This window comes from Morganella psychrotolerans, assembly GCF_001676155.1.
GTDB lineage: Bacteria > Pseudomonadota > Gammaproteobacteria > Enterobacterales > Enterobacteriaceae > Morganella > Morganella psychrotolerans.
Genome location: NZ_LZEW01000012.1, coordinates 388,444 through 414,328 on the forward strand (window position 1 = coordinate 388,444; position 25,885 = coordinate 414,328).

The following is a 25,885-nucleotide window of genomic DNA, read 5'->3' on the forward strand; positions in this document are numbered from 1 at the left end:
GAATGACTAAAGATACCCAATCCTTAGTATTGGTTCCGCAGGGAAGCATTGAAGCTTACGTCCGTGGAGCAAACCAGTATCCGATGCTGACGGCAGAGGAAGAGAAAGAGCTGGCTGAACGCCTCTATTATGATGGCGACCTTGAAGCTGCGAAAAAACTCATCATGTCTCACTTGCGGTTTGTCATCCATGTTGCCCGCAGTTACTCCGGGTATGGTTTGCCTCAGGCGGATCTTATCCAGGAAGGAAATATCGGGCTGATGAAAGCGGTGCGCCGCTTCAATCCGGAAATGGGCGTGCGTCTGGTGTCATTTGCGGTTCACTGGATCAAAGCGGAAATCCATGAATATGTGCTGCGTAACTGGCGTATTGTAAAAATCGCCACGACTAAAGCACAGCGTAAGTTATTCTTTAATCTGCGTAAATCTAAGAAACGTCTGGGCTGGTTTAACCAGGAAGAAGTCGAAATGGTTGCCCAGGAACTGGGGGTCACCAGCAAAGATGTGCTGGAGATGGAATCCCGTATGGCGGCGCAGGATATGGCATTTGACATGTCCGATGACGACGACGGCGATCATCCGGTTGTGGCTCCGGCGCTGTTTCTGGAGGATAAATCCTCTGATTTCGCAGATGAAATTGAAGAAGATAACTGGGATAACCACGCCACAGATAAACTCACTATGGCGATTGATACCCTTGATGAGCGCAGCCGTGATATTATCCGCGCCCGCTGGCTGGATGATGACAGCAAAACGACATTGCAGGAACTGGCTGATAAATATGGTGTTTCCGCTGAACGCGTTCGTCAGCTGGAAAAAAATGCCATGAAAAAACTGCGCCTGGCGATCGAAGATTAATCTGTAATATTCGTGTTATTTTTAAAGGCGGATTAACCGCCTTTTTCTTTTTAAATGTTCAATGGTGGTAACGGGCAGGCGAACGAAAAGCATGCGAGCCATGGATGGCGAGCCTGAGCGCACAGGGATGTGTTTACCGCGTCTTTTCGTTTTGCCCGTTACCGACAGGCACAGGCTTAACGGCAGTCCCCCGGTTTTTCAGCCTTTTTCTTTTTCTCCACTCCCATTTTTCCCGCAATTTGCTATGGTATCCGTATGATTTTTTCATATACCCAACGTCATTCAGATTGCAGGAAGGCGGCAAGCTCAGACTGCCGGGGAGCATACATTAGTATGTGACCCGGCTGTCCTCGTTCCGCCAACGAACCTGCAGTTTGAATGAATAAGGGTATAGTTATTTACGGAGGCAATATGCCATTCTCCCCGGAAGACAAAGCCGTTTTATTAGCGGTAAAAGGTGTTGGCGCCAAAGTGGTTGAGCGCCTGGAACAGATGGGTTTCTCAACACTGACTCAGCTTGCCACCGCTGATGCGCCCTCACTGCTCAGTGCCGGTGCGGCGCTGACCGGCTCTACCTGCTGGCGCAACAGCCCGCTGGCAAGAAAAGCCATTGAATCTGCTATTGCGGCGGCAAAACTGACACACGTAAAATCCTGATATGACCCCGGCCCGGCTTGACCAGCGAACCGCGCGGCTGATTGTTCAGCGGACTATGCAAATCCTCAGTTATTCTGTGAATGTGATGAATGCAGAGGGTGTGATTATTGCTTCCGGTGATCCGCAGCGGGTCAACCAGCGCCATGAAGGTGCTGTGCTGGCACTGACGGAAAACCGGATTGTTGAGATCGATGAGGCAACGGCAGCGACGCTGAAAGGGGTAAAACCGGGGATTAATCTGCCGGTTATTTTCCGCGACAGCATGGTCGGTGTGGTCGGGATCTCCGGTAAGCCGGATGAGGTGCGCAACTATGCCGAACTGGTGCGCATGGCCGCCGAACTGGTTCTTGAGCAGGTTGATTTACTTGAAAAATCACAGTGGGACAGGCGTTATCGTGATGAACTTGTCAGTCAACTGATAAGCCCGGAGCAGCAGCCGCAGTCCGTTAACTCTATCGCCGCTTATCTCGGGATCTCCCCTGACAAACCCCGTGTTGCGCTGATCCTCTCTCTGCCTGCGCCGGATCATGAGCAATTTCATCAGTTAGTCGAATACATTGATAATCTGAAAATGGATCTTCTGGTCAGTATTCGTGGCATCAATTCTCTTGTTGTCCTCAAACCTGTCACATGTGATGAGAATTTCCAGCTGGTTTCGCCGTTGCGCAAACAGTTACAGGCATTACGGCGGCAGCTACCCTCTTCGCCTGAATTGCTGATGTATGTCGGTGGTTTTTTTCATGCAAATAACGGATTGCACCGGTCATGGCAGAGCGCCTGCGCGGTACAACAGCTCGGGCTGACCCCGGCGTATGAACAGAAAACGATTTTTTATGATGAGGTTAAGCTGCCTGCATTATTGCAGGGATTCCGTGATAGCTGGGAAGCGGCGGAACTGACCTCGGCATGGCAGCAACTGAAGGCGGCAGACACCAGAAAGGTGTTATGCCACACACTGAAGACCTATTTTGATCAGAATTGTGATCTGTCTCAAACTACAAAAATGCTGCATATTCATACAAATACGCTGCGCTATCGCCTCACGCGTGTTGAATCGATTACTGGCTTAAATATCAATAAATTAGAATCAATTATGCAGCTGTATTTCGGGATACTCACCGAATAGTCTTTTGTGGCATCCTACAATTTACGCCATTCCGGCTACCCGTTTTTTGTCGGAACCTCTCAAGCTAATCCTGTTCTGCCGCGCCATAATAAACTCCGTTTTATTCAAATAATCATAATTACCGGAGGAGACTGCTCATGGTGACAGTTTCAGCATTGGGCGCAATGGTTGCGCTGGTTGTGGCAATAGGGTTAATACTTAAAAAAGTACCGCCGGTTTACGGGATGATGGCGGGCGCACTGGCCGGAGGGCTGGTTGGCGGGGCTGATCTGATACAGACGGTGACGCTGATGGTGACCGGCGCACAGGGCATAACTAATGCTGTGCTGCGTATTCTTGCCGCCGGTATTCTGGCAGGGGTTCTGATTGAGTCAGGTGCGGCAAATACCATTGCCGAAACCATCGTCCGCAAAGTCGGTGAAAAGCGGGCATTGCTGGCATTGGCCGTCGCGACGCTGTTACTGACTGCTGTCGGCGTATTTATTGATGTTGCGGTAATTACGGTTTCACCGATTGCGCTGGCGATAGCACACCGCGCTGATCTCTCCAAAATGGCGATTCTGCTGGCAATGATTGGCGGCGGGAAAGCCGGTAACGTGATGTCACCGAACCCGAACACCATTGCGGCGGCAGATAACTTTAACGTGCCGCTCACCTCACTGATGGCAGCAGGTATTGTCCCCGGGATTTTTGGGCTGATTGTGGCGTATTTCCTGGCGAAACGTCTGGTTCACCGTGGCTCGAAAGTGGCAAAAGAAGAGCTGATTGTGACGCAGCATGGTGAATTACCGGGTTTCTGGGCATCAATGAGTGCACCGCTGGTCGCGATTTTTCTGCTGTCACTGCGTCCGATTGCGGGTATCAGTGTTGATCCGCTGATCGCACTGCCGCTGGGTGGATTAACCGGGGCGCTGATTATGGGGCGCATCCGCCAATCCAATCACTTTATTACTTCTGGTCTGAGCCGTATGGCACCGGTTGCGATTATGCTGCTGGGTACCGGAACACTGGCGGGTATTATCGCCAACTCCGGGTTAAAAGATGTACTGATTAACGGGCTGACCGCCTCGGGATTACCGTCCTATTTACTGGCACCGATTTCCGGGGCGCTGATGTCGATGGCAACCGCCTCAACAACCGCCGGTACTGCGGTGGCATCTGCGGTATTCAGCTCCACACTGCTTGACCTTGGTGTGACAGCACTGGCAGGTGCGGCGATGGTCCACGCCGGTGCCGTGGTACTTGATCAGATGCCGCACGGCAGTTTCTTCCATGCGACGGGCGGTTGTGTGAATATGCAGGTACATGAGCGTCTGAAGCTGCTGCCATATGAAACCCTGGTCGGGCTGTCGATAGCCATTGTTTCCACACTGATTTTTGGTGTCTTCGGATTTGGCGGTTAAAGGAGTAAGTATGAAAATAGTGATAGCACCGGATTCTTTTAAAGAGAGCCTGACCGCCATGCAGGTTGCAGATGCTGTGGAAGCCGGTTTTAAAATGATTTTCCCGGATGCGCAGTACATTAAACTACCGATGGCAGATGGCGGGGAAGGGACGGTTGTCTCAATGATTGAGGCGACACAGGGAATTTTGAAAGAAGTGACGGTTACTGCCCCGCTGGGCAATAAAGTCACTGCGTTCTACGGGCTGTCCGGTGACGGTAAAACTGCGGTGATTGAAATGGCGGCGGCATCCGGTTTACATCTGGTGCCGGCGGCACTGCGTGACCCGCGTATCACCACAACATTTGGCACCGGTGAACTGATCCTGGCGGCGCTGGATGATGGCGCTGAAAAAATTATCCTCGGGATCGGCGGCAGTGCCACAAATGACGGCGGTGCAGGCATGATGCAGGCGCTGGGTGCGGTATTGCGTGATACTCAGGGCTATTCTTTATCATTTGGCGGCAGTGCGCTGGCATCCCTGGCGTCTGTCGATATGCGGGAATTGGATCCGCGTCTGTCACTGACTGAATTTGTCGTTGCCTGTGATGTCAATAATCCGCTGTGCGGACCAAAAGGCGCGTCTGCCACTTTCGGACCGCAGAAAGGGGCAACGCCGGCGGTTGTTACAGAGCTGGATGCTGCACTGCACCATTATGGTGAAATCATTGAATCCCTGACCGGAAAATCAGTGATTGATGTCGCGGGAGCCGGTGCGGCAGGTGGCATGGGTGTTCCGCTGATGGCGTGGCTGGATGCTAAAATGCAGCCGGGTATAGAGATGGTTATCGAAACCCTGGATCTGCACAGTGTGGTACAGGGCGCAGATTTGGTTATCACCGGTGAAGGGCGCATGGACAGCCAGACCATTCACGGGAAAACCCCGGTGGGTGTGGCGCGGGTGGCGAAAGCCTGTGGTATACCGGTTATCGCACTGGTTGGTGGTATGAGTGATGATTATGCGATAGTGCATGACCACGGCATTGACGCGGTTTTCTCTGTTGTCCGTGGTATCAGTTCTCAGGAGGACGCACTGGCGCAGGCGGCACAGAATGTTGAGGTTACCGCCCGTAATGTGGCTGCCGTCCTGGCAATGAAAATATCCCCGTCATACTTCAGGATGCCCGGGTGTTGACTGCACTCAGCCCGCCGGGTCACATACTGATGTATGCTCCCCGGCGATCTTCGTTTGTCGCCTACAGGCATCCCGAATTATTTAGGGTATATACTCTTATTCATTCAAACTGCAGGTTCGTTGGCTGCTCTCAGATAGCCGGGTCACATAGTTTATCTATGCTCCCCGTCTATCTTCACTTGCCGCCTGCCTGCAACTTGAATGACGTTGAGTATAGAATAAAAAGTCAGTAATATTCGTAGCGGGATTCCAGTGTGATCCCGCTGCTCTGAATAGCGGCAGAATCCTGTAACTGAATCGCTTTAATCATGGTCTGTAATTCACAGTTTCCGTACTGATCCCATTTAAAACAGGTATAAGAGTAGGCGCTCTTACCCCAGAATGTCGGTAATTTTTGGGTAATATTAATGACCTGCTTCTGATCGTTGTAGGCATATTCCTGCGTCATTACATTCGGCTGATCTTTCTCTGTCAGCAGGCCGTCATCGTTATAACGGTAGATAGTGATCCGCGTTTCATCCCCTTCAGTCTCTTTTTCAGACGCCAGACGGTTTTCGTGATAACGATACCGGGTTTCTGTCTGCCAGGTATCCCCTTCCGGTTTTATTTCATACGATTCTGTCAGGTGGGTTATCCGCTGGTCTGCATCCCGCCCGTAGTCCTGGCTGATAAGGGTGTTCAGCTGAGTATCTTCCGGGGTGCTGCTGTTGATAGTGAGCATGACCTGATCCGGAAATCCCGGAGCAACATGTGTGGTTTGGGTAATCGGCACCTGTCCCTCTTCCATCGCCATTTCACGGTATTCATAATCATATTGTGTGAGGGCGGCACAGGAATCGAACTGAATTTTTTCTTTTACCCACAGGATAAGCCCCATAGAGCGGTAAGAGGTGGTACTGATTGATTTAACCGGACCGTGATACGCGGTCCCGGTAACAATAAAGGTATTTTGCTGATTAATCGTCCGTGCTGTTTCATCACACTGAACGGGTGTGGCGGCATTACTGCTCAGCGGGATCGCAAAAAGGAGTGCTGTCATGCTCATCATCTTATTCATGTGGCGGGCCATTTCATCAGTACAATTTTAAAGGAAAATCAAAAACCGGATAAAATAAAGTAATTCATTAAATTTTATAAAAAATAATATCTACCCAACGTCATTCAAGATGCAGGCAGGCGGCAAGGGAAGACCGCAGGGGAGCATACATAAGTATGTGACCCGGCGGGCTGAGTGCAGCCAACGAACCTGCAGTTTGAATGAATAAGGGTATTTCTTGTTTGAATCTAATAACAAATGTCACACAAAGCTATCGGAATAGTGAGGGAAAATTATTTTTTTACTGATGAATTTCCGCATTAAGTAGCCCGTAACGAATCATTAACCAGTTTATAACACTGTTGTTTGCCGGAAAAACACCCGATTTTGACCGGATATTATTCTTCATATGATGCAATTATCTCCCTGTGTGATTTGCTTTTCAGAATAAAAAGCCTGATTAATAACATGAAAATAAAGCATTAATTTATGTAATGCGCGTAATTTACTGATTTTGCGGTAACTCAGCAGATAACCGACGGGGATATTTCCGATGAATAAAAAAAATGAAAACAGCAATCATTGCCGGGGCAGTCTCTTGTGCACTGAGTGCAACGGTATATGCAGAAGATATCAATGTTGCGGTTGTGGGGGCGATGTCCGGTCCGGTTGCGCAATATGGCGACATGGAATTTACCGGTGCGCGCCAGGCTGTTGAGGACATTAATGCCAAAGGTGGCATCAATGGTAATAAGCTGGTTATCAAAGAATATGATGATGCCTGTGATCCGAAGCAGGCGGTTGCGGTTGCCAATAAAGTTATTAATGACGGCATGCGCTATGTTATCGGGCACCTCTGCTCCTCTTCAACTCAACCTGCATCGGATATTTATGAAGATGAAGGGATACTGATGATCACCCCTGCGGCAACCAATGCGGACTTAACCACCCGTGGTTACTCTCTGATAATGCGCACCACAGGGCTGGATTCTGACCAGGGACCGACTGCCGCGAAATACATTATGGATACGATTAAACCTCAGCGCATTGCCGTTGTACATGATAAGCAGCAGTACGGCGAAGGGCTGGCGCGTTCAGTTAAAGAGAGCCTGAATAAAGCCGGTGTGAAAGAGGTACTGTTTGAAGGTGTGACCGCAGGGGATAAAGATTTCTCCGCGCTGGTTGCCCGCCTGAAGAAAGAGAATGTCGATTTTGTCTATTTCGGCGGCTATTACCCGGAAATGGGGCAGATTTTACGCCAGGCAAAACAGAACGGGCTGAATATCCGCTTTATGGGACCGGAAGGCGTGGGGAACTCTTCACTTTCCAATATCGCCGGTGACGCCTCAGAGGGCATGCTGGTAACACTGCCGAAACGCTATGACCAGGTTCCTGCGAACAAACCGGTTGTTGATGCACTGAGTGCGAAAAAACTGGATGCATCAGGGCCGTTTATCTGGACAACCTATGCAGCACTGCAATCCCTGACTACTGCAATGACCCGCAGCGGCAGTATGGAACCGGCTGATCTCGCGGCTGACCTGAAAGCAAAACCGGTTGAAACGGTGATGGGCGAACTGAGCTGGACACCAAACGGTGACCTGAAAGGGTTTGAATTCGGCGTATTTGAGTGGCACAAAGACGGAACATCTTCACCGCTGAACTGATCCGCCTCAGTAACTTATGCAGGCCGTGTATTTCAGGGAGTGCGCTATGTCAGAACAATTATTATATTTTACGCAGCAATTATTGAACGGATTAACGCTGGGAAGCACTTACGCTCTGATCGCTATCGGTTACACGATGGTGTACGGCATTATCGGCATGATCAACTTTGCTCACGGCGAAGTTTATATGATTGGCAGTTACGTCTCGTTTATCGTGATTGCCGGTCTGATGATGCTGGGGATTGATGTCGGCTGGTTGCTGATAACCGCCGCATTTATTACCGCAATTGTGATTTCATCAGCGTATGGCTGGAGTATTGAACGGGTCGCATACCGGCCTGTCCGTCACTCAAAGCGGCTGATCGCGCTGATTTCGGCAATAGGAATGTCCATTTTTCTTCAGAACTTTGTCAGTCTGTCGCAAGGCTCGCGTGATCTCGCGCTGCCCGGGCTGATTGAGGGGCGCTGGACACTGGGCGAGAGCGGCGGGTTCGCCGCGACTGTCTCCGCCATGCAGATAACCATCTGGGCAGTGACTGTGCTGGCAATGCTGGCGCTGACTCTGTTTATCCGCTATTCCCGCATGGGACGGGCGTGTCGCGCCTGCGCGGAAGATCTGAAAATGGCAGGTTTGCTCGGGATCAATACCGATCGCGTGATCGCGCTGACCTTTGTGATCGGCGCGGCAATGGCGGCGGTCGCCGGAGTCCTGTTAGGTCAGTTCTATGGCGTGATCAATCCGTACATTGGCTTTATGGCCGGTATGAAAGCCTTTACCGCAGCCGTTCTCGGCGGGATCGGCAGTATTCCCGGAGCCATGATCGGCGGGCTGATCCTCGGTGTTTCCGAAGCGATGACCTCTGCGTATTTCAGTACGGAATACAAAGATGTGGTTTCATTCAGCTTGCTGATTATTGTGCTGCTGGTGATGCCGACCGGGATCTTAGGGCGTCCGGAGGTTGAGAAAGTATGACAAAATCTCACTGGGTAAACGCCATTATCGCCACTGTGACGCTGTTTGTTCTGGCCTCGGTCATGATGGGGCTGCAACTGTCACTCGACGGTACACAGCTTGTTGTGCGCAACGCTGACAGTATCCGCTGGGAGTGGATCGGCATTGGCTGTGTGATGGTCTTTGTTTTTCAACTGGTGCGTCCGTCACTGAAACAACTGACAGCACGTCTGCCGAAAAAAAATTGGCTGCTGCCGGATTTTGACGGCTCCACCACATCTCAAAAAATTATTGCCGGGCTGATTATTGTCGCCGCTATTATCTGGCCGTTTATTGTTTCACGCGGCAGTGTGGACATCGCTACCTTAACACTGATTTATGTGATGCTCGGCCTCGGGCTGAATGTGGTTGTCGGGCTGTCCGGGCTGCTGGTGCTGGGCTATGCGGGGTTTTATGCCATCGGCGCTTACACCTACGGGCTGATGAATCACTATTTCGGCTGGGGATTCTGGCAGAGCCTGCCGCTGGCAGGCATTGTTGCGGCACTCTCCGGATTGCTGCTCGGCTTCCCGGTGTTGCGGTTGCGGGGGGATTATCTGGCGATTGTCACTCTCGGATTCGGGGAAATTGTCCGTATTCTGCTGCTTAATAATACCGAATTTACCGGCGGGCCTAACGGGATCAGTCAGATCCCGAAACCCACTCTGTTCGGGCTGGAATTTGGCAGAACCGCCAAAGAGGGCGGTTGGGATACTTTTCATAATTTCTTTGGTCTGGCGTATGACCCGGGTCACCGCATTATTTTCCTCTATCTGGTCGCGCTGCTGCTGGTTATTATCACCTTGTTTATTATTAACAGGTTACTGCGCATGCCGATGGGACGTGCCTGGGAAGCACTGCGCGAAGATGAAATTGCCTGCCGCTCTTTAGGGTTAAGTCCGACACGCATTAAACTGACGGCGTTCACTATCAGTGCTGCCTTTGCCGGTATTGCCGGAACCTTGTTTGCTGCACGTCAGGGATTTATCAGCCCTGAATCCTTCACCTTTGCTGAATCAGCCTTTGTGCTGGCAGTTGTGGTGCTGGGCGGCATGGGATCACAAACCTCCGTTATCCTTGCAGCCGTGATCCTCGTCGTTTCCCGTGAAATGATGCGGGATCTTAACGCCTACAGCATGTTACTGCTTGGCGCACTGATGGTACTGATGATGGTCTGGCGTCCGCAGGGATTACTGCCGATGTCACGTCCGCACCTGAAAATTCGCACCGGCTCCGCTGAAAAAACCGGAGGTGCGCAATGACAGACACATTATTGCAGGTATCAGACCTGACGATGCGCTTCGGCGGATTACTGGCGGTAAATCAGGTTTCACTGCATCTGAATAAGGGCGAAATTGTCTCGCTGATTGGCCCGAATGGTGCCGGAAAAACCACTATTTTCAACTGTTTAACCGGGTTTTATAAACCGGCTGGCGGAGAGATCCTGCTGCGCGGTAAACCGGTACAGGGCTTATCCGGGCAGGCTATCGCAAAGCGCGGGATGATCCGCACTTTTCAGCATGTGCGCCTGTTTAAAGAGATGACGGTGATTGAAAACCTGCTGGTGGCGCAGCATCAGCACCACAAAAGCGGGTTGCTGGCAGGATTGCTGACCCTGCCGTCATTTCGCCGTGATCAGCGCGAAGCCATGGAAAATGCGGTTATGTGGCTGGAGCGCACCGGGCTTACTGCGGTGGCAAACCGGCAGGCAGGAAACCTGGCGTATGGTCAGCAGCGGCGGCTGGAAATCGCCCGCTGTATGGTGACCCGCCCGGATATTCTGATGCTGGATGAACCCGCCGCCGGGCTGAACCCGAAAGAAACAGACGATTTGGATGCGCTGATTATTGAACTGCGTGCAAAGCACAGCGTATCTGTATTATTGATTGAGCATGATATGAAACTGGTGATGGGCATTTCTGACCGGATCTATGTGGTAAACCAGGGAACACCACTGGCAAACGGCACACCGGCTGAAATTCGTAATCATCCTGATGTGATCCGCGCGTATTTAGGGGAGGCGTATTAATGCTGGAATTTAATAATGTCAGCGCACAATACGGCAAAATTCAGGCGCTGCATCAGGTCAGTCTGTCAGTCAGTAAAGGGGAAATCGTCACCCTGATCGGCGCTAACGGCGCCGGGAAAACGACACTGCTCAGTACCTTGTGTGGCGAGCCAAGGGCAACCGAAGGTGAGATCCGTTATAACGGAGAAGCGATTACCTCACTGCCGACAGCACAGATTATGCGCAAAGATATTGCGCTGGTGCCGGAAGGGCGGCGGGTTTTCGGGCGTATGACAGTGGAAGAGAACCTGGCGATGGGTGGTTTTTTTGCCACTAAACCTCAATATCAGATGCGTCTTGCACAGGTTTATGAACTCTTCCCGCGCCTTGAGGAGCGCCGCCATCAGCGGGCGGGAACCATGTCCGGCGGTGAACAGCAGATGCTGGCGATAGGGCGCGCACTGATGAGCAGCCCGAAGTTACTGTTGCTGGATGAACCGTCTCTGGGGCTTGCACCCATCATTATCATGCAGATTTTTGACACTATCCGCGACCTGCGGGACGCCGGGATGACGATTTTCCTGGTGGAGCAAAATGCAAACCAGGCGCTGAAACTGGCAGACAGAGGCTACGTGCTTGAAAACGGGCGGGTGGTGCTGGAAGATACCGGTCAGGCGCTGCTGGCGAACGAAGCCGTAAGAAGCGCCTATCTGGGTGGTTAACTGACTTATTTCACAGAAAAAATCTGACGGAATTTATCGCCGTCTTCTGTCAGATTTTTCGCCCACGGGCAGGCTTCCTGCTCACCGTTATCACAGGATGCCTGCATCAGCGATACGCCTTTGTCATAATCCTGCGCCACGCCGTGCCCCTGCAAATACATCATTGAAAGATAAAACTGTGCCGCACCATGTGACTGAAGTGCCGCTTTTTCATAAAAATGGCGGGCAATGGCGCAATTATTACCTTCGCATCCTTTTCCGCCGTAATACATCACGCCAAGCTGATAAAGCGCATCGGGCTGATCTTGTGCGGCGGCTTTCTCAAACCAGGTTCTGGCTTTGCTGATATCCTGTTTTACGCCCCAGGCATGCAGATACATCGTACCCAGCTGATATTGTGCAACGGCGACATTTTGCCGTGCCGCTTTCTCAAACCAGTAGCGGGCATGTACAATATTATTGTTTTTTTTTATCATTTAAATCAGCTAAATGAAGATAAACATTGCCCAGATTGGTTTGTGCGGGTGCATATTGTTGTGTCGCCGCCTTTTCAAACCAGACTTTCGCCTGCATCAGTGAATCCGGGGACTGGTCGGTAAGCAGCAGTAGTTTACCCAGGGAATTTTGCGCATAAGGGTTATTCTGCTCTGCGGCTTTTCTGAACCAATATTCTGCCTGTACCGTCTCTTTTTGTGCCAGATAATCATCAGCTAATTTTATCTGAGCGGTGATATTACCGCTCAGAGCGGCGGCTTCCTGCCGTTTTACCGGGGACGGCAGTGCCATAAGCGGGGATGTAAAAAAAAGTACGGTACAACATAATCCTGCTGCGATAGCGATTCTCATTGCACATTCCATAAGCATTTTATGAACGGGTATATGTAGGGCAACTTATACCTCTTTGACTCATATACTCGTCATACTTCAGGATGCCTGGGTGTTGACTACGCAAAGCCAGCCGGGTCACATAGTTTATCTATGCTCCCCGTCTACCTTTGCTTGTCGCCTACAGGCATCCCGAATTATTTAGAGTATAAATAAGGTTGTATTACACATTATGTGAGTCATTATACTTCTGTTATTCATCAGCGTAAAATAATTGGTTCATATAATTGGGAGTAATGCTTGCTGGTTCTGTAATGTCTTTTTGCATAAATAACATGGTTAACAGCATTGTTTCCTGCAAATCGTATTCCGTCATCACAGTTTAATTCATTAATTGCATTGGTATAAGCAATGGGCCCGGTTGTCCTGAGTACGCCATACATACCGACGCCGTATTTTTCAGGCGTATAATTTTCAATATGCTGAGTGACTCTTTCGACAACATTATTAATATATTTGTTATTTGGTGTTGATAATATATTCCATTGCTGATGTTCTGTTCCTTTTTTTTATTTCACTATGAAGACCATAGCCTTCATAGGACAGTTCCGGGTGTCCCTGCCATTTGAAAATAACCAGTTCGTCATCAGGTTGAATGATTTTATTTAATGATATCGTTGTATAGCTTTTTACATCAAAGTAAGCGCCACCAAACTCACGTATAATTAAATACCGGAAGTAATCAGCTCTCGCAGCACCATAAACGGGATTGATACTGTAATAGGCATCCATATAGCGCTGCTTATCATTACCGAATAAAAATAAAAAAAATTTGCTGTTCATCATAAAACCGGTATTCCCAGTCAATATTATTGCACTTTAGCGCCGACATTGCCTGTAATTCATTTTTTGTCGATGACTGTATTCCGAGAGTGTTAATTTGATGGATTATCTTAGGTATCTTCATCTCAATTGAATTCCGTTTCAATTTAGTTAAGTAATTTTCACATAGTATTTGTTTTTGGTGAGTGTCTACGTTTTAAAATAACATTAATTTCAATAATAATACTGCGGTGATCTCGACTTTCCACCTGTGTTTATGCTTCAATTATATTACATCGTGTAATCCGGAGTTGTCCGGGTGATTAATGTATTATTAAAGGTTGTACAGGGACAGTAAATATGAAAAATCTTAGTGCTATAGTAAGTATATTTATTTCACTGCTATTTATTCCACCTGCATTGGCAGAAAAAAATTATGATTGGGCTGATGCCTTATTAGCGGATTCAACCGGACGTATTACACCGCCGGATTACCGGGCTATCCGTGTTTTATTTCAGCAGTCCCTTGATACCGGCTATATTCCGGCAAACGGAAAGTTAGGGGATATTTATCAGTATGGCTATGGTGTGAAACCCTCACCGGAAAAAGCCTTTGGCTACTATCAGGCTGGCGCTGCCGGTCGTGATGCGTATTCGATGTTTCGTCTGGGTGTGGCGTATGAAGAGGGTGCCGGTACACAAGAGGATGTGGTGAAAGGTCGTCAGTATATCAATGATGCGCTAGCTATTTTTCTGCAACAGGCAGCCGGCGGCGATGCACAGTCACAGTTTTTTGTCGGCATGCAATATATCGCCGGACGGTATTTGCCGCAGAGTGATAAAAATGCACTGGCGCTATTTTTAAAAGCAGCAGAGCAAAACCATCGTCCGAGCCTTCTTGTCATGGGAAAGTATTATAATTCTGAAGTGGACGATATAGGTCAGGCAACGGAATATTATAATAAAGCTATCGTGCAGGGTGAGTTTCAGGCGTATGTGGATCTCGGTGCTTATTATTTTTATATCGATCCGGAAAAGAGCCATGATTATTTTCAGAAAGGGTGCGATCACGATATCGCTCTGGCCTGTAAAAACCTGACTGCGGTTGACGAGTATATTGCCAAACGCGCTGAATAATAAGGATTTTCCCCCGTCATTCTGAACCGCCCGGTATATGCTTACCGGGCGGTTTTGTATTTTTACACTTTTTTTTATATCTTCCCCCCTGAATTTTGCAACATCTTTGCACCCCGTTTCTTAGACTGCATCCTGAATAACTCACTGGTGTAAGGATTAATTATGAGTCTGGGTTTTATCGCGGGTCTTGCCGGCACGATCCTGCTTTTGGCGTATCTGCTCTATGCCTTAATTAATGCGGAGAAATTCTGATGGCAGCGAATGCATTTTTACTCATTGCCGGGTTTCTGATTGTCTTGCTGATATCGGCAAAATTACTCAGCCATGTCCTGGTGCGCTTTATTGATGGCGCACCTTTACCGGTTATCGGGCGCGTGGAAAGAACCCTGTGGCGGTTTGCGGGAATACGTAACGAAGAGATGCGCTGGCAGCGTTATCTGACCGCACTGTTGCTGTTTAATGGTCTTGGTTTGGTTCTGTTGATGGCTATCCTGATGTTACAGGCAGATTTACCGCTTAATCCGCGTCACTTCCCGGGGATGTCATGGGATTTGGCGCTGAATACGGCGGTAAGTTTTGTCACTAATACCAACTGGCAGTCATACAGCGGCGAATCTACCGTCAGCTATTTCAGCCAGATGGCGGGGCTGACTGTACAAAATTTCCTGTCTGCGGCAACCGGGATAGCGGTGGCTTTTGCGCTGATCCGTGCACTGTGCCGACACAGCGTACAAACCCTCGGTAATGCGTGGGTCGATCTCACCCGGATCACACTGTGGTTGCTGTTACCCCTTTCAGTGATTATTGCGCTGTTTTTTATCTCTCAGGGTGTTATCCAGAATTTTCATGATTATCAGATGATTATCACGCCTGAAGGCGTGCAGCAGATATTGCCGATGGGACCGGTTGCCTCTCAGGAAGCGATTAAACTCCTTGGTACGAATGGTGGCGGCTTCTTTGGTGCGAACTCCGCACATCCGTTTGAAAACCCGACTGCGCTGACTAACTTTGTGCAGATGCTGGCTATCTTTCTGATCCCCGCAGCACTCTGTTTTTCCTTCGGACGCTGTACCGGGAATCCGCGCCAGGGTCTGACTTTGCTGGTCGCAATGAGCATTGTGTTTGTGGCTGCCGCGGCGGCTGTGATGTGGAGTGAAACGCAGGGGAACCCGGCATTTACCGCACTTGGTATCGACAGCGCCATCAATATGGAAGGCAAAGAGGCGCGTTTCGGTATCCTGGCGACAGGGCTGTTTGTGGCGGTGACAACAGCGGCATCCTGCGGGGCGGTGAACAGCATGCATGATTCACTGACACCGCTCGGCGGATTGATCCCGCTGTGGCTGATGCAGATTGGCGAGGTAATTTTTGGCGGTGTCGGCGCAGGTTTCTACGGCATGATGCTGTTTGTGTTCCTTGCGGTCTTTATTGCCGGGCTGATGATTGGGCGCACGCCTGAATATCTCGGTAAAAAAATCGAAGTACGGGAGATGAAACTGACCGCACTTGCCATCCTGGTCACCCCGGCGCTGGTCTTACTGGGTACGGCGCTGGCGCTGAGCACAGATGCCGGACGCGGGGCGGTTCTCAATCCCGGCGCACACGGCTTTACAGAAGTGCTCTACGCGCTGTCATCGGCATCGAACAATAACGGCAGTGCATTCGCCGGGTTAAGCACCAATACCCCGTTCTGGAACCTGTTACTGGCATTTTGTATGTTTGCCGGTCGTTTTGTGGTGATAGCACTGATTATGGCGCTGGCAGGTGCGTTGGTGAGAAAAACCGCTCAGACCGCCGGAGCCGGAACATTGCCGACAACCGGCGCGTTATTTACCGGGTTATTGATTGCCGCGATTTTACTGATCGGCGCGCTGACGTTTGTTCCCGCACTGGCGCTTGGTCCGGTGGCGGAATTTCTGGCTGTATTTAAGTGATTGACGGGAGAAGACAATGAGTCGTCAGACACAGCGTTTATTTGAACCAAAACTGGTGAAACAGGCGTTACCGGAGACATTCAGAAAACTATCCCCGGTGGTGCAGTGGCAGAATCCGGTGATGTTTATTGTCTGGTGCGGCAGTCTGTTAACCACACTGCTTGCCGCCGGTATGATGACCGGGCTTTTCAGCGGCAACGGGGCATTCACACTGACTATCGCCCTGTGGTTATGGTTTACCGTGTTGTTTGCGAATTTTGCGGAAGCGCTGGCGGAAGGGCGCAGCAGAGCACAGGCTGACAGCCTGAAAGGCATGAAAAAAACCAGCCGGGCACGAAAGCTGCGTTCCGCTGAGCGCGACAGTGAATATGAAACTGTCGCGGCAGATACGTTACGCAAAGGGGATTTGGTGCTGGTGGAAGCCGGTGATTTGATCCCGTGCGACGCTACGGTACTGGAGGGCGGCGCATCCGTGGATGAGAGTGCGATCACCGGTGAATCTGCGCCGGTGATCCGCGAGTCCGGCGGGGATTTTTCTTCTGTCACCGGTGGTACGCGGATCTTATCGGACTGGTTGATCATTGAGTGCAGCGCAAACCCGGGAGACAGTTTTCTGGATCGCATGATAAGCATGGTGGAAGGCGCGAAGCGCAGTAAAACGCCGAATGAAATCGCTCTGACTATTCTGCTGTCGGCACTGAGTATTGTCTTTTTGCTGGCGGTGGCAACATTGTGGCCGTTTACTGAATTTGCCGGTCATGCCGTCAGTCTGACAGTGATGATTGCGCTGCTGGTGTGTCTGATCCCGACCACGATCAGCGGGCTGTTATCTGCCATTGGTGTGGCGGGTATGAGCCGGATGCTGGCGGCGAATGTGATTGCCACCAGCGGGCGCGCTGTGGAAGCCGCCGGGGATGTGGATGTGCTGCTGCTGGATAAAACCGGGACCATTACCCTGGGAAACCGCCAGGCGTCAGACTTTCTGGCAGCACCGGGTGTGGATGAACGCACACTGGCGGATGCGGCACAACTGGCATCGCTGGCAGATGAAACCCCGGAAGGGCGCAGTATTGTGGTACTGGCAAAGCAGCGTTTTAATATGCGGGCGCGTGATCTTGCCGGTCTGAAAGCCACCTTTATTCCGTTTACCGCACAAACGCGCATGAGCGGGATCAATGTGGACGGACGAACTATCCGCAAGGGCTCTGTGGATGCTATCCGCCGCTATATCGAGGTCAATCACGGTCAATTCCCGGCGCAGGTCGACAAACTGGTGGAAGAGGTTGCCCGCCAGGGCGGTACGCCACTGGTGGTGGCAGAAGAGCACCGTGTGCTGGGTGTTATCGCGCTGAAAGATATCGTCAAAGGCGGGATCCGCGAACGCTTTGCGCAATTACGCCAGATGGGGATCAAAACGGTGATGATCACCGGTGATAACCGGCTGACAGCGGCGGCGATTGCGGCAGAAGCAGGTGTTGATGATTTTCTTGCGCAGGCGACGCCGGAAGCTAAACTGGCGCTGATCCGCCAATATCAGAAAGAAGGGCGGCTGGTGGCAATGACCGGGGACGGCACCAATGATGCCCCGGCACTGGCGCAGGCAGATGTGGCGGTTGCCATGAACTCGGGAACACAGGCGGCAAAAGAAGCCGGTAATATGGTGGATCTGGACTCCAACCCGACCAAACTGATTGAAGTGGTTCATATTGGTAAGCAGATGCTGATGACGCGCGGCTCGCTGACAACATTCAGTATTGCCAATGATATCGCCAAGTATTTTGCGATTATCCCGGCGGCATTTGCGGTGACTTATCCGCAACTGGATGCGCTCAATATTATGCGTCTGCATTCGCCGGATTCAGCCATATTAAGCGCGGTGATATTCAATGCCCTGATTATTATTGCGCTGATCCCGCTGGCACTGAAAGGTGTGCCGTATCATGCCCTGAGTGCAGCGGCAATGCTGCGCCGCAATCTGTGGATCTATGGAACGGGCGGATTAATCGTGCCTTTTATCGGTATTAAATTGATTGATATGTTGCTGACCCTGACAGGGTTAGTATAAGGATATGCAATGAGTCAGATACGTCCTGCAATCGTTATTTTTCTGGTTCTGGCGCTGGTCACCGGGGTATTTTATCCGCTGTTAACCACGACGCTGGGTGAGTGGTGGTTTGCCCGCCAGGCAAACGGCTCCCTGATTGATGTCAATGGTGAAGTAAAAGGCTCGGCACTGATTGGTCAGCAATTTACACAGCCCGGATATTTTCACGGGCGTCCGTCAGAAACGGCGGGCACACCTTATAATGCACAAAGCTCCGGCGGCAGTAATCTGAGCACCAATAACCCGGTACTGTTACAGCGTGTGGCACAGCGGGCAGAGGCATTACGGGCAGAAAACCCGGATGCCTCCCGTACCGTTCCGGTTGATTTGGTTACGGCGTCTGCCAGCGGACTGGACCCGGATGTTTCCCCGCAGGCGGCATACTGGCAGGCTCCGCGTGTTGCCAACGCGCGCGGAATGAGTGTGCCGGAGGTCAACGAACTGATCAGTGAAAATATCACCACGCCGGTTCCGGCATTTACCGGCGACCCGGTTGTGAATGTGCTGAAACTGAACCTGGCACTGGATGCACACACGTCAGCGCGTGCGCGCCTGAATTAACAGAAGGACATCAATATGCATGACGAGCCACTGCGTCCCGATCCTGATCAGTTACTGGCTCAGGTAACAGAGCGCCCGCGCGGGAAACTGAAGATTTTCTTCGGTGCCTGCGCGGGGGTAGGGAAAACCTATGCCATGTTGCAGGAGGCGCAGCGGCTGCATGAACAGGGTGTTGATGTGCTCGCCGGTGTGGTTGAAACCCACGGACGGCAGGAAACCGCCGCGCTGCTGACGGGGCTGCAGGTACTGCCGCTGAAAAAATATCAGTACCGCGGACGGCAGGTCAGCGGGTTTGATTTGGATCGCGCCCTTGCCCTGCATCCGGCGGTGATCTTAATGGATGAGCTGGCACACGCGAACATTCCCGGCGCACGACACCCGAAACGCTGGCAGGATGTGGAAGAGCTGCTCAATGCCGGGATTGATGTGCTCACCACGATCAATGTGCAGCATCTGGAAAGCCTGAATGACATTGTCGGCGGCGTTACCGGCGTTATTGTCCGTGAAACGGTGCCGGACCCGGTTTTTGATGCCGCCGATGAAATCGTCCTCGTGGATTTGACCCCGGACGATCTTCTTACCCGTCTGCGGGAAGGGAAAGTCTATCTTCCCGCGCAGGCGGAGCGGGCAATCGAGCACTTTTTCCGTAAAGGAAACCTGATCGCCCTGCGCGAACTGGCATTGCGCCGGACAACCGATCGCGTTGATGAGCAGATGCAGGCATGGCGTGAGCATCAGGGTCAGGAGAAAGTCTGGCATATCCGCGATGCTATTTTAGTGTGTCTGCGCCCGGCGGGTGCGAATGAAAAACTGATCCGCGCCGCCGCCCGGCTGGCGGCTAAACTGGGCAGCGACTGGCACGCCATTTTTGTCGAAACCTCAGCCCGCCATAAGTTGCCCGCACAGCAACGGCGCGGAATTTTAAATGCACTGTCACTGGCACAGCAGCTCGGAGCCACCACGGCGACACTGGCAGAGCCGGAAGAGAGCCGGGCGGTTATCCGCTATGCGCGGGAAAATAATCTCGGCAAAGTCATGATCGGGCGGTATGTCCGCAAACACTGGTGGCAACAGGATAAACTATCGGATCAACTCAGCCGCCTGGCGGCCGATCTTGATGTGGTCATGATAGCCCCGAGGGACAGACAGCCGGAAAATCAGAGCAAATACAGTGATAGCCGTCCGTTTCTGGATAAACACAAAACCGATTTACAGGGCTGCATTGCGGCGGCACTGATTTGTGCAGTCACCACACTGCTGGCGCATCACTGGCTGATGGCGTTTGATAATGCCAACCTGGTGATGCTCTATATCCTGGGTGTGGTGGTTGTGGCGCGTTTTTACGGACGCTGGCCGTCAGTATTTGCCACTGTGATTAATGTGGTCAGTTTTGATTTATTTCTGATTAACCCTAAGGGCACACTGGCTGTCTCTGATATGCAGTATCTGCTCACTTTTGCCGTCATGATGACAGTCGGGCTGGTGATCGGCAGCCTGACGGCAGGTGTGCGCTACCAGGCAAGGGTGGCACGTTACCGCGAGCAGCGCACCTATCATCTGTATGAGATGTCAAAAGCACTGGCAACAGCGCGTGAGCGTGATGAAATCGCCACTGTCAGCTGTCACTTTATCAGCCACAGCTTCCATGCCCGCTGTGAAATTCTGCTGCCGGATGCGCAGGGCAATCTGACTCCGGCGGGGGTAAGACCGGGCGCTATTGCCTGGGATGAAGCGATCACCCGCTGGAGTTATGACAAAGGGCAGCCCGCAGGATGCGGCACCGGTACATTGCCCGGTGTGCCGTATCAGATCCTGCCGCTCAGCACGACAGAGAAAGTGCTTGGTGTGATCATTGTTGAGCCGTATAACCGCCGTCAGTTGCAGATCCCCGAGCAGCAAAGGCTGCTTGAGACGCTGATCCTGCTGGCGGCGGGTGCCCTGGAGCGGCAGTCTCTGACAGAAAGTGAAGAGCAGGCGCGTCTGTTCAGTGAGCGGGAGCAGATACGTAACTCGCTGCTGGCGGCGCTGTCCCATGATTTGCGGACACCGCTGACTGTTCTGTTTGGTCAGGCGGAAATTCTGACATTGGATCTCACCAGTGAGGGATCAAAATATGCCTCACAGGCGATGGAGATCCGCCAGCACATTCTCAGCACCACACGGCTGGTGAATAATCTGCTGGATATGGCGCGGATCCAGTCCGGTGGTTTTAATCTCAATAAAGAGTGGTTGCCGCTGGAAGAAGTGATCGGCAGTGCGCTGATGATGCTCAAACCACGTTTTAACACCGATGCGATTGAGATAGATCTCAATGACCCGATGCAGCTTATCTGTGCGGATGGTCCGCTGTTTGAGCGCGTCTTAATTAATCTGCTGGAAAATGCCATTAAATATGCCGGTATTCAGGCGCAGATCGGCATTCGCTCCCGCGTGTCAGAAAACAGTATCGATATTGAAGTGTGGGATAACGGCCCGGGTATTCCGCCGGGGCAGGAAGCGCGGATTTTTGATAAATTTTCCCGCGGGCAGAAAGAATCGGCTATTCCGGGTGTGGGTCTGGGGCTGGCGATTTGTCAGGCGATTGTTGATGTTCACGGCGGCACTATCTGCGCCGGAAACCGGGACGGGGGTGGCGCAAGCTTTCATATACGTTTACCCTATAAAGACCCACCAACTATTGATGAAGCCGATAATCCATTGTGATCACTGTTTTAATTGTTGAAGATGAAAAAGGTATCCGCCGTCTTCTGCGCACTGCGCTGGAAGGGGATTCCCTACGCGTTTTTGACGCTGAAAATCTGGCCCGCGGGCTGGTGGAAGCCGCGACCCGCAAACCGGATCTGGTGATCCTCGACCTGGGATTGCCTGACGGCGACGGTATTGAGTTTGTACAACAATTCCGCCAGTGGAGCTCAGTTCCGGTTCTGGTACTTTCTGCCCGTGACGATGAGCATGATAAGATAGCTGCCCTTGATGCCGGGGCGGATGACTACATGACAAAACCCTTTAGTGTCGGGGAGTTACAGGCACGTTTGCGTGTTCTTATGCGCCGTTACCAGGGCAGTGAAAAAAATGATCCGGTGTATGAATTCGGGGATATCCGCGTGGATATTGCCGGACGTCAAATCAGCAAAGCCGGGGAAGAAGTGCATCTTACTCCGATAGAATTCCGCCTGCTGACTATTCTTATCAACCACAGCGGCAAAGTATTAACCCAGCGTTTTCTGCTCAATGAAGTGTGGGGTCCTAATTCAGTTGAGCATGCGCATTATCTGCGTATTTATATGGGGCATTTGCGTCAGAAGCTGGAAACAGATCCTGCCCGTCCTCAGCATTTTATTACTGAAACCGGGATCGGCTACCGGTTTATATCTGCACCTTAAATACATTTATTTTTCTAATTCTTTTACCTCCCTCACTGTTATGACAAAACTGTTCTGTTTTCCGTCAGATAACATCGTTTATATCAAAAAATAGTCATTTAGTGCGCCCTATAGTAAATCCATGAGTGTCAGACCAACGGATTTTTAAATGTCTGTACCTGACGTCATTCAGATTGCAGCCGACGAACCTGCGGTTTGAATGAATAAGGGTCTAAAAGGAGTTAGTTATGGATTTTGTTATCCAGCTTATTGTGGTGTTGATCTGTCTGTTTTACGGTGCACGAAAGGGGGGTATCGCGCTTGGGTTATTAGGCGGGATTGGTTTGGTTATACTGGTCTTTGTGTTTCATCTCAAACCGGGAAAACCCCCGGTGGATGTCATGCTGGTGATTATTGCGGTTGTTGCAGCTTCCGCGACATTACAGGCGTCCGGCGGGCTGGATGTGATGCTCCAGATTGCTGAACGGCTGCTCAGACGTAACCCTAAGTATGTCTCAATTGTGGCACCATTTGTTACCTGTCTGCTGACCATTTTGTGCGGTACCGGGCATGTTGTGTATACCATTTTACCGATCATTTATGATGTGGCGATTAAAAATAATATCCGTCCGGAAAGACCAATGGCGGCCAGTACGATAGGTTCCCAGATGGGCATAATCGCAAGCCCGGTGTCTGTCGCGGTGGTGTCATTAGTGGCGATGCTGGGGGATGTGACATTAAACGGAAAACATCTCGGGTTTGTTGATTTACTGGCGATTACTATTCCGTCAACACTTATCGGAATATTATGTATCGGGATATTCAGCTGGTATCGCGGCAAAGATTTGGATAAAGACCCGGAGTTTCAGGAATTTATTTCCAAGCCTGAAAATAAAGAATATGTGTATGGCGATACCGTCACACTGCTGGATAAAAAATTACCCCGCAGCAACTGGTTAGCGATGTGGATCTTTTTATCTTCTATTGCTGCTGTGGCGCTGATGGGCGCATTTCCTGAGCTACGGCCTGTGTTTGACGGAAAACCCCTCTCGATGGTACTGGTTATTCAAATCTTTATGCTGTTTGCCGGTGCGCTGATTATTATTTTCACCAAAACCAAACCTGCGTCTATTTCAAAAAATGAAGTATTTCGTTCAGGGATGATTGCGATTGTGGCGGTCTACGGTATTGCGTGGATGGCGGAAACCATGTTCGGCGCGCATTTGGATCAGATAAAAACCGTATTAGGTTCTCTGGTCACCGAATACCCGTGGGCATACGCGGTGGTATTATTGCTGGTATCAAAATTTGTAAACTCCCAGGCTGCGGCACTGGCGGCAATTGTCCCTGTTGCGCTGGCGATTGGTGTGAATCCGGCGTATATCGTGGCATCCGCACCGGCCTGTTATGGTTATTATATTCTGCCGACTTACCCGAGTGATCTCGCGGCTATCCAGTTTGACCGTTCCGGCACCACAAAAATAGGGCGGTTTGTGATTAACCACAGCTTTATTTTTCCGGGGTTGATTGGCGTGGGTGTTTCCTGTGTATTTGGCTGGGTTTTCGCTGCAATGTACGGATTCTTATAATCCTGCACTGTAACTTACTGATAACGGACATTTTGTCCGTTATCAGTAGCATCATGCATTCGTTATATTATGGTTAAGCTGTTGTCTTCGGTGTTTTTTCGATCCGGAACACACCGACCATTTCATTGAGTGTACCCGCCTGATCGTTGAGAGCAGAAGCCGCAGCGACTGACTGTTCAACCAGTGCCGCATTTTGCTGCGTTGCAGAATCAATCAGCCCGATAGCACTGTTTATCTGCGTTATTCCGTCTGTCTGCTCATGGCTGGCGTGCCCTATTTCATGCAGTAATGCGTCCATCTGACTGACATTTGCAACAATCCCGCGCAATGATTCGGCGGCATCCTCCACCAGTTTCAGCCCTTCCTGTGTCTGTCCGGCTGAATTTTCAATCAATGAACGGATCTCACTGGCAGAATCTGCACTGCGCTGCGCCAACAGACGCACTTCACCGGCTACGACAGCAAAACCGCGTCCGTGTTCACCCGCGCGGGCGGCTTCCACGGCGGCATTCAGCGCCAGAATATTGGTCTGGAAGGCAATGGAATCAATCAGATTGATGATGTCAGACATTTTGGTGGCAGTGGCATTGATAGTGCGGATTTTTTCGGTCATCTGCTGCATCATTTCGCCATTGTGTTTTACTACCCCGGCGGTATCTGCCGACAGCGCAGTTGCTTTCTGTGTATTGGCGGCGGTGTTTTTGACTGTTGCGGTTATTTGCTCCATTGAGGCCGCCGTTTCTTCCACAGAGCCCGCCTGTTCTTCTGTGCGCGCCGCCAGGTTCTGGTTACCGGCCATAATCTGCTCTGCCGTGGCAGACAAACTTTCAGAGCCGTTTTTCACTTCGCGGACAATATCCTGAAGATGTAACTGCATTTCAGACAGCGCCTGTAACAGGACGCCGGTTTCATCTTTATGTGTGGTGTTTATATGCTGTGTCAGATCACCCTCTGCAATTGCTCTGGCAAAACGGACGGCTTCATCAAGCGGGCCGGTAATGGTACGGACAATAATTCTGGCGAGGACGGCACTGATGATAATACTGATAGCCGTCAGTGTGAGCAGCAGAGCGCGGTTGGTTTTAAAATTACTTTCCAGTTGGCTTCCCGCACTTTTCATATGGTTATCCTGTAGCGCAATCAGCTGCATTACATTCTCGCGGTATGCCCGCTGGATCCCCGTAGTGGTATTGAGCATTTCATTAATAGCCGCCTGACTATCATCACTTTGCATATATTGCGTCATCCGGCGCTGTGAACTGAGGTATTGCTGGCGGACTGAACGGATCTCTTTAAGGATGCGCTGAGAGGTTTCATCTTTGAGTTGCTCACCCAGTTCATCGAGTATCAGGGTGATTTTCTTACTGGTTTCAGATGCACCAGCAGCCATCTGCCGGATCTGCGGATTCTTGTCGTCCAGTAGTCTGAGTTGCTGAATCCCCACAAAATCATGAAAATAATCAATCAGTAAGTTCGCTTTTACTGTCACCGGATAGTCATTTTCCAGCACATCCCGGATGCCATCATCTGCTTTATTCAGACTGATAATGGAAAGCGCTGAGCTGATAATCATCAGCAATATTGAAAAACCAAAAGCCACAAAGAGTTTCGTACTGATTTTCATGCTGTGCAAAAGCATCGTTCCTCCGGATACTCATTAAATGACTTATTATCGGTAATCATATTGGAAACTTTATAAATTAATTAGGTTTACTTATAACGCACCCTGATATTGATAAAAATGTTATTTCTTTCGTAGTGCTGTCTTTCTTTTAAAGCGTAATCAGCGATGTTAAAGGTGAAATAGTTATCATTTGTTGATATTTAGTGCTGATTTTTTGTGTGCGGGTGATATTAAAAAATATGGCGTATTCTTTTTTTATCTCAGTTTATCCATAAGAAAATAATGC

Annotated in this window: 23 protein-coding genes; 18 read left to right on the top strand and 5 right to left on the bottom strand. The window is 50.6% G+C overall.

What is annotated here, in order from left to right:
• The first annotated feature begins 2 nt into the window (after positions 1-2).
• From rpoH to AYY16_RS12200, 5 genes are all read left to right on the top strand, one after another.
• On the top strand, positions 3-857 hold the full coding sequence (rpoH, locus tag AYY16_RS12180; RefSeq protein WP_067366770.1) for an RNA polymerase sigma factor RpoH: 855 nt from the start codon (positions 3-5) through the stop codon (positions 855-857).
• A gap of 411 nt (positions 858-1,268) precedes the next feature.
• The gene (locus tag AYY16_RS12185) at positions 1,269-1,514 is read left to right on the top strand and encodes a Pathogenicity locus (RefSeq protein ID WP_067366772.1); all 246 of its coding nucleotides are present in this window, start codon (positions 1,269-1,271) and stop codon (positions 1,512-1,514) included.
• Position 1,515: 1 nt separating this feature from the next.
• Positions 1,516-2,640: a sugar diacid recognition domain-containing protein gene (locus AYY16_RS12190; protein WP_067366775.1), complete on the top strand. Its 1,125-nt coding sequence runs from the start codon at positions 1,516-1,518 to the stop codon at positions 2,638-2,640.
• A 137-nt stretch (positions 2,641-2,777) separates the two neighbouring features.
• On the top strand, positions 2,778-4,043 hold the full coding sequence (locus tag AYY16_RS12195; protein ID WP_067366778.1) for a GntP family permease: 1,266 nt from the start codon (positions 2,778-2,780) through the stop codon (positions 4,041-4,043).
• Positions 4,044-4,053: 10 nt separating this feature from the next.
• Complete coding sequence (locus tag AYY16_RS12200) at positions 4,054-5,217, top strand: glycerate kinase (protein ID WP_067366781.1); 1,164 nt, start codon at positions 4,054-4,056, stop codon at positions 5,215-5,217.
• A 226-nt stretch (positions 5,218-5,443) separates the two neighbouring features.
• Here AYY16_RS12200 and AYY16_RS12205 read toward each other — a convergent pair whose 3' ends face one another.
• A complete protein-coding gene (locus tag AYY16_RS12205) occupies positions 5,444-6,256 on the bottom strand; it encodes a hypothetical protein (protein ID WP_150384930.1) in 813 nt (270 codons plus the stop codon).
• Positions 6,257-6,819: 563 nt separating this feature from the next.
• On the opposite strand from AYY16_RS12205, the gene AYY16_RS12210 reads away from it, so the two are divergent.
• From AYY16_RS12210 to livF, 5 genes are read left to right on the top strand one after another with little or no spacing between them, the layout of a single operon-like run.
• On the top strand, positions 6,820-7,920 hold the full coding sequence (locus AYY16_RS12210; protein WP_156665000.1) for a branched-chain amino acid ABC transporter substrate-binding protein: 1,101 nt from the start codon (positions 6,820-6,822) through the stop codon (positions 7,918-7,920).
• 46 nt (positions 7,921-7,966) lie between these two features.
• On the top strand, positions 7,967-8,893 hold the full coding sequence (gene livH, locus AYY16_RS12215; protein WP_067366790.1) for a high-affinity branched-chain amino acid ABC transporter permease LivH: 927 nt from the start codon (positions 7,967-7,969) through the stop codon (positions 8,891-8,893).
• Entirely contained in the window at positions 8,890-10,173 is a 1,284-nt protein-coding gene (locus AYY16_RS12220) for a high-affinity branched-chain amino acid ABC transporter permease LivM (protein ID WP_067366793.1), read from the top strand. Before livH ends, AYY16_RS12220 begins: the two co-directional genes overlap by 4 nt.
• On the top strand, positions 10,170-10,940 hold the full coding sequence (gene livG, locus AYY16_RS12225; protein ID WP_067366796.1) for a high-affinity branched-chain amino acid ABC transporter ATP-binding protein LivG: 771 nt from the start codon (positions 10,170-10,172) through the stop codon (positions 10,938-10,940). Before AYY16_RS12220 ends, livG begins: the two co-directional genes overlap by 4 nt.
• Positions 10,940-11,641, top strand: coding sequence for a high-affinity branched-chain amino acid ABC transporter ATP-binding protein LivF (gene livF / locus AYY16_RS12230; protein ID WP_067366799.1), 702 nt, complete (start codon positions 10,940-10,942; stop codon positions 11,639-11,641). The genes livG and livF overlap by 1 nt, the downstream gene beginning before the upstream one ends.
• 5 nt (positions 11,642-11,646) lie before the next feature.
• Here the strand turns inward: livF and AYY16_RS12235 are convergent, their stop codons facing one another.
• The 3 genes from AYY16_RS12235 to AYY16_RS12245 form a co-directional block, all read right to left on the bottom strand.
• On the bottom strand, positions 11,647-12,117 hold the full coding sequence (locus tag AYY16_RS12235) for a tetratricopeptide repeat protein (RefSeq protein WP_067366802.1): 471 nt from the start codon (positions 12,115-12,117) through the stop codon (positions 11,647-11,649).
• Positions 12,098-12,487: a tetratricopeptide repeat protein gene (locus tag AYY16_RS12240; protein ID WP_067366804.1), complete on the bottom strand. Its 390-nt coding sequence runs from the start codon at positions 12,485-12,487 to the stop codon at positions 12,098-12,100. The genes AYY16_RS12235 and AYY16_RS12240 overlap by 20 nt, the downstream gene beginning before the upstream one ends.
• A gap of 498 nt (positions 12,488-12,985) precedes the next feature.
• Positions 12,986-13,312, bottom strand: coding sequence for a glycosyltransferase (locus AYY16_RS12245; RefSeq protein WP_082970718.1), 327 nt, complete (start codon positions 13,310-13,312; stop codon positions 12,986-12,988).
• A 336-nt stretch (positions 13,313-13,648) separates the two neighbouring features.
• On the opposite strand from AYY16_RS12245, the gene AYY16_RS12250 reads away from it, so the two are divergent.
• The 8 genes from AYY16_RS12250 (at position 13,649) to AYY16_RS12285 (ending at position 23,975) form a co-directional block, all read left to right on the top strand.
• Positions 13,649-14,425: a tetratricopeptide repeat protein gene (locus AYY16_RS12250; RefSeq protein WP_067366809.1), complete on the top strand. Its 777-nt coding sequence runs from the start codon at positions 13,649-13,651 to the stop codon at positions 14,423-14,425.
• A 162-nt stretch (positions 14,426-14,587) separates the two neighbouring features.
• Positions 14,588-14,677, top strand: a complete 90-nt coding sequence (gene kdpF / locus AYY16_RS12255; RefSeq protein ID WP_067366813.1) for a K(+)-transporting ATPase subunit F — start codon at positions 14,588-14,590, stop codon at positions 14,675-14,677.
• Positions 14,677-16,359 carry a potassium-transporting ATPase subunit KdpA gene (kdpA, locus tag AYY16_RS12260; protein ID WP_067366816.1) on the top strand — a complete coding sequence of 561 codons (1,683 nt, stop codon included), beginning with the start codon at positions 14,677-14,679 and terminating at the stop codon, positions 16,357-16,359. Before kdpF ends, kdpA begins: the two co-directional genes overlap by 1 nt.
• A 16-nt stretch (positions 16,360-16,375) precedes the next feature.
• A complete protein-coding gene (gene kdpB / locus AYY16_RS12265; RefSeq protein ID WP_067366819.1) occupies positions 16,376-18,424 on the top strand; it encodes a potassium-transporting ATPase subunit KdpB in 2,049 nt (682 codons plus the stop codon).
• A gap of 9 nt (positions 18,425-18,433) precedes the next feature.
• On the top strand, positions 18,434-19,024 hold the full coding sequence (kdpC, locus tag AYY16_RS12270) for a potassium-transporting ATPase subunit KdpC (protein WP_067366822.1): 591 nt from the start codon (positions 18,434-18,436) through the stop codon (positions 19,022-19,024).
• 15 nt (positions 19,025-19,039) lie between these two features.
• Entirely contained in the window at positions 19,040-21,727 is a 2,688-nt protein-coding gene (kdpD, locus tag AYY16_RS12275) for a two-component system sensor histidine kinase KdpD (protein WP_067366825.1), read from the top strand.
• Entirely contained in the window at positions 21,724-22,407 is a 684-nt protein-coding gene (kdpE, locus tag AYY16_RS12280) for a two-component system response regulator KdpE (RefSeq protein WP_067366828.1), read from the top strand. The genes kdpD and kdpE overlap by 4 nt, the downstream gene beginning before the upstream one ends.
• A 227-nt stretch (positions 22,408-22,634) precedes the next feature.
• The gene (locus AYY16_RS12285) at positions 22,635-23,975 is read left to right on the top strand and encodes an anaerobic C4-dicarboxylate transporter (RefSeq protein ID WP_067366831.1); all 1,341 of its coding nucleotides are present in this window, start codon (positions 22,635-22,637) and stop codon (positions 23,973-23,975) included.
• 73 nt (positions 23,976-24,048) lie between these two features.
• Here AYY16_RS12285 and AYY16_RS12290 read toward each other — a convergent pair whose 3' ends face one another.
• A complete protein-coding gene (locus AYY16_RS12290; RefSeq protein ID WP_067366833.1) occupies positions 24,049-25,614 on the bottom strand; it encodes a methyl-accepting chemotaxis protein in 1,566 nt (521 codons plus the stop codon).
• Between the last annotated feature and the right edge of the window lie 271 nt (positions 25,615-25,885).